The sequence below is a fragment of the Corallococcus sp. CA053C genome (assembly GCF_003611675.1).
In the GTDB taxonomy this organism is placed as follows: Bacteria; Myxococcota; Myxococcia; order Myxococcales; family Myxococcaceae; genus Corallococcus.
In genome coordinates, this window is record NZ_RAWA01000646.1 from 1 (window position 1) to 3,293 (window position 3,293).

Annotated in this window: 1 protein-coding gene; it reads right to left on the reverse strand. The window is 70.4% G+C overall.

Going from position 1 to position 3,293, the window contains the following annotated elements; genetic code table 11:
* Nucleotides 1-1,532 precede the first annotated feature (1,532 nt).
* Nucleotides 1,533-3,161, reverse strand: a complete 1,629-nt coding sequence (locus tag D7V97_RS41530) for a peptide chain release factor 3 (RefSeq protein ID WP_120616064.1) — start codon at nucleotides 3,159-3,161, stop codon at nucleotides 1,533-1,535.
* Nucleotides 3,162-3,293 lie beyond the last annotated feature (132 nt).

The window sequence follows — 3,293 nt, forward strand, 5'->3', positions numbered from 1 at the left end:
GAGTTCGTCGGCAGCGTCAGATGTGTATAAGAGCCAGCCAGCCGCTCGGCCGTCAACGGTGACGCGCTGAAGATGAGCGGGCCCGCGGCGAAGCACAGGTAGCGGCTGCGCCACTGCTCCAGGGGCATCAGCTCGGAGAGCGTCTTCGCGTCGTCGGGCGACAGGTACGGCGAGTTCACCATCGCGGCCAGCCGGTGCAGGGTCAGCACCTGCGTGAGCGTGGAGGGCGTCGGCGCCACCTTCGCCAGCGCATGGACGGGGCCTCGCACGAACAGGATGCCGCCCAGCCCCGTCGCCAGCAGCACCGCGCGGGCGCGGCGGTCCGACATCCGCCACAGTCCGGTGAGCAGCACCGGCAGCGCCACCAGCACCCCGTTGTGCCGCAACAGGCCGATGCACGCCACGCACAGCCCCAGGCGCAGCGCGGGGCCCAGGCCCACGTCCCGCGTGCGCTCCAGGCGCAGCAGCAGCAGCACGGACACCAGGCACATCAGCGTGAAGGGCGCGTCCTTCCACACCGCGATGATGTTGGTGGCCACCGCCGGGGACAGCCCCGTCCAGAGCACCACGCCCCAGCGGGCCCAGGCGGGCACCTTCCAGTGCCCCAGCTCCTCCAGCACCTTGCCCATCGCCGTGGCGAAGAACAGCACCTGGAAGCCGCTCACCGCGCCCAGCGACTCGAACGGCAGCCCGAACGCGCCCATCCACCAGGTGTGGAAGGCCGGGTGCCAGTTGGCGAACTCCCCCGTCTTGAGCTGCTGCCACTGGGACAGCGGATCAAACGACACGAGGCCGGGGAAGAACGCCATCCACCAGGAGCCCCACGCCAGCGCGAGCGGCAGCGCGTACCGGGCCCAGCCCGCGCGGCGCCGGGCGAACGCGGCCGCCCTCCCCTCGCCCCAGCGCGCCTCCAGCAGGAGCCAGAGCAGCAGCCACGCGCCCCCGACGAACAGGGCGTCCGCGGCATCCAGCGCCCAGAACCCCGGCCGCAGGTCGGGGACGTGGAGGCGCACGGTGTCGGCGTCGACGGCCTCCTGTTCGAAGGCCAGCGGCGGGGCCTGACGGAGGAACCCCACCGGCACGCGCTTCGACACCCAGGAGACCTGGAGGACGCGGCTGCCCGGTGGGGCGCGGAGCGTGACGTCCGCCGACACCGCGCGCCGGGGCAGGGCGACGTGGATCTCCTGCTGCCCCTCCGGCACGCCATCGCCCGCGTACTGCCACAGGTGGGGGTCGGGCAGGTCCCAACCCTGGGGGGCATGGCCCTCGCGCTGGAACGTCACGCTCCCCGACAGGGGCCCGCTTCCCACGGGGAAGCGCAGGCGCAGCTCGTTGTCGGGACCGACGTGGTACTTGAACAGGGGCCAGAGGGCGAGCGTCGCGAGGAGCGCGACCACCGCGAGGCCCCCCCGATGCCGCCGCCCTGCCCCCGATGCCGGAGGGGGTACAGCGCGTACGTCCACGTCCATGGTGCTCTGCACTCCTGATGAAGGTCGCCAGCCCCCCGCCGGCCCGGAAGGGGAAGGCTGCTGCTAGCTGCCCGTGGCGACCGGGACCGCCGCGCGAATCATCGGGGCCTCCGATACGAACTTCAATTCCGGGTGTTTCTCCTCGGCGTGCTGGAGCGCCCAGTCATCGCGGAAGAGCACCAGGGGCAGGCCGTCGCGGTCCTGCACCGTCTGCCGGTTGCCCTCCCAGTCGAAGGAGCGCGGGTCGAAGTTCGGCCCCACCACCCAGCGCGCATGGCTGAAGGGCAACCGGTCCAGCGCGATGCGCGCGCCGTACTCGTGCTCCAGGCGGTACTGGAGGACCTCGAACTGGAGCGCGCCCACCACGCCGACGATGGGGTCCTTCATGCCCATGCTGGGCTGCTGGAAGATCTGCACCGTGCCCTCTTCGGACAGCTGCTCCAGCCCCTTCTCCATCTGCTTGCGGCGCAACGGGTCGCGCGAGCGCACCACCGCGAAGAACTCCGGGCTGAAGCGCGGCACGCCTTCGAACGCCACGTCCGTGGCGCCTTCCGCCAGCGTGTCGCCGATGCGGTACTGCCCCGGGTCGAACAGGCCGATGACGTCCCCCGGCCACGCGTCCTCGATGGACGTGCGCTCGGCGGCCATGAACTGGCTGGGCTTGGCGAGCCGCACCTCCTTGCCCAGGCGCGAGTGGAACGCGTTCATGCCCTTGACGTAGCGACCGCTCACCACGCGCATGAACGCGATGCGGTCGCGGTGCGAGGGGTCCATGTTCGCCTGGATCTTGAAGACGAAGCCCGCGAACTTGGGGTTCGTCGGCTCGCGCGGGCCCTGCGTGGTGGGACGCGACGTGGGCGCGGGCGCCAGGTCCAGGAACGCGTCCAGGAAGGGCCGCACGCCGAAGTTCGTCATCGCGCTGCCGAAGAACATGGGCGTCAGCTGCCCGGAGTCCGACTTCTCGCGGGTGAAGGCGTCCCCGCCGATGTCGAGCAGCTCGATGTCCTCGTTGAGCTTCGTCAGCTCCGACTCGGTGAGGACCTCGCGGATCTCCGGCGCGTCGATGGACACCGAGCGCTCCAAAACCTCCGACTCGCCGTGCGAACCCTCCGCGGAGAACAGGTGCACCACGCGCGCCTGCCGGTCGTAGACGCCGCGGAACTCCGGCCCCATGCCAATGGGCCAGTTCATCGGGTAGGAGCGGATGCCCAGCACCTGCTCCAGCTCGTTCATCAGCTCCAGCGGTTCGCGGCCGTAGCGGTCCAGCTTGTTGACGAACGTGAAGATGGGGATGTTGCGCAGGCGGCAGACCTTGAAGAGCTTCTTGGTCTGCGGCTCCACGCCCTTGGCCGCGTCGATGAGCATCACCGCGGCGTCCGCGGCGCTCAGCGTGCGGTAGGTGTCCTCGGAGAAGTCCTGGTGGCCCGGGGTGTCCAGCAGGTTCACCGCGTGGTCGCGGTAGGTGAACTGGAGCACGGACGACGTGACGGAGATGCCGCGCTCCTTCTCCAGCTCCATCCAGTCACTGGTCGCGTGACGCCGGGCCCGCTTGGCCTTGACGCTGCCGGCCAGGTGGATGGCGCCGCCGTAGAGCAGCAGCTTCTCCGTCAGGGTTGTCTTTCCCGCGTCGGGGTGGGAGATGATGGCGAAGGTACGTCGCCGTGCGACCTCCCGCTCTAGCTCGTTGGCCATGATCCGAGGCCAACTATCACGGGCGGTCGTTCCTTGCAGCTTTGCAAGCAGCGCCCGAAGGTCCGGCCGGGCTCCGGCCCTCCGGGGAAGCCCCCCCGCCCCCGTCTCTTATACCCATCTCCGAGCCCACGA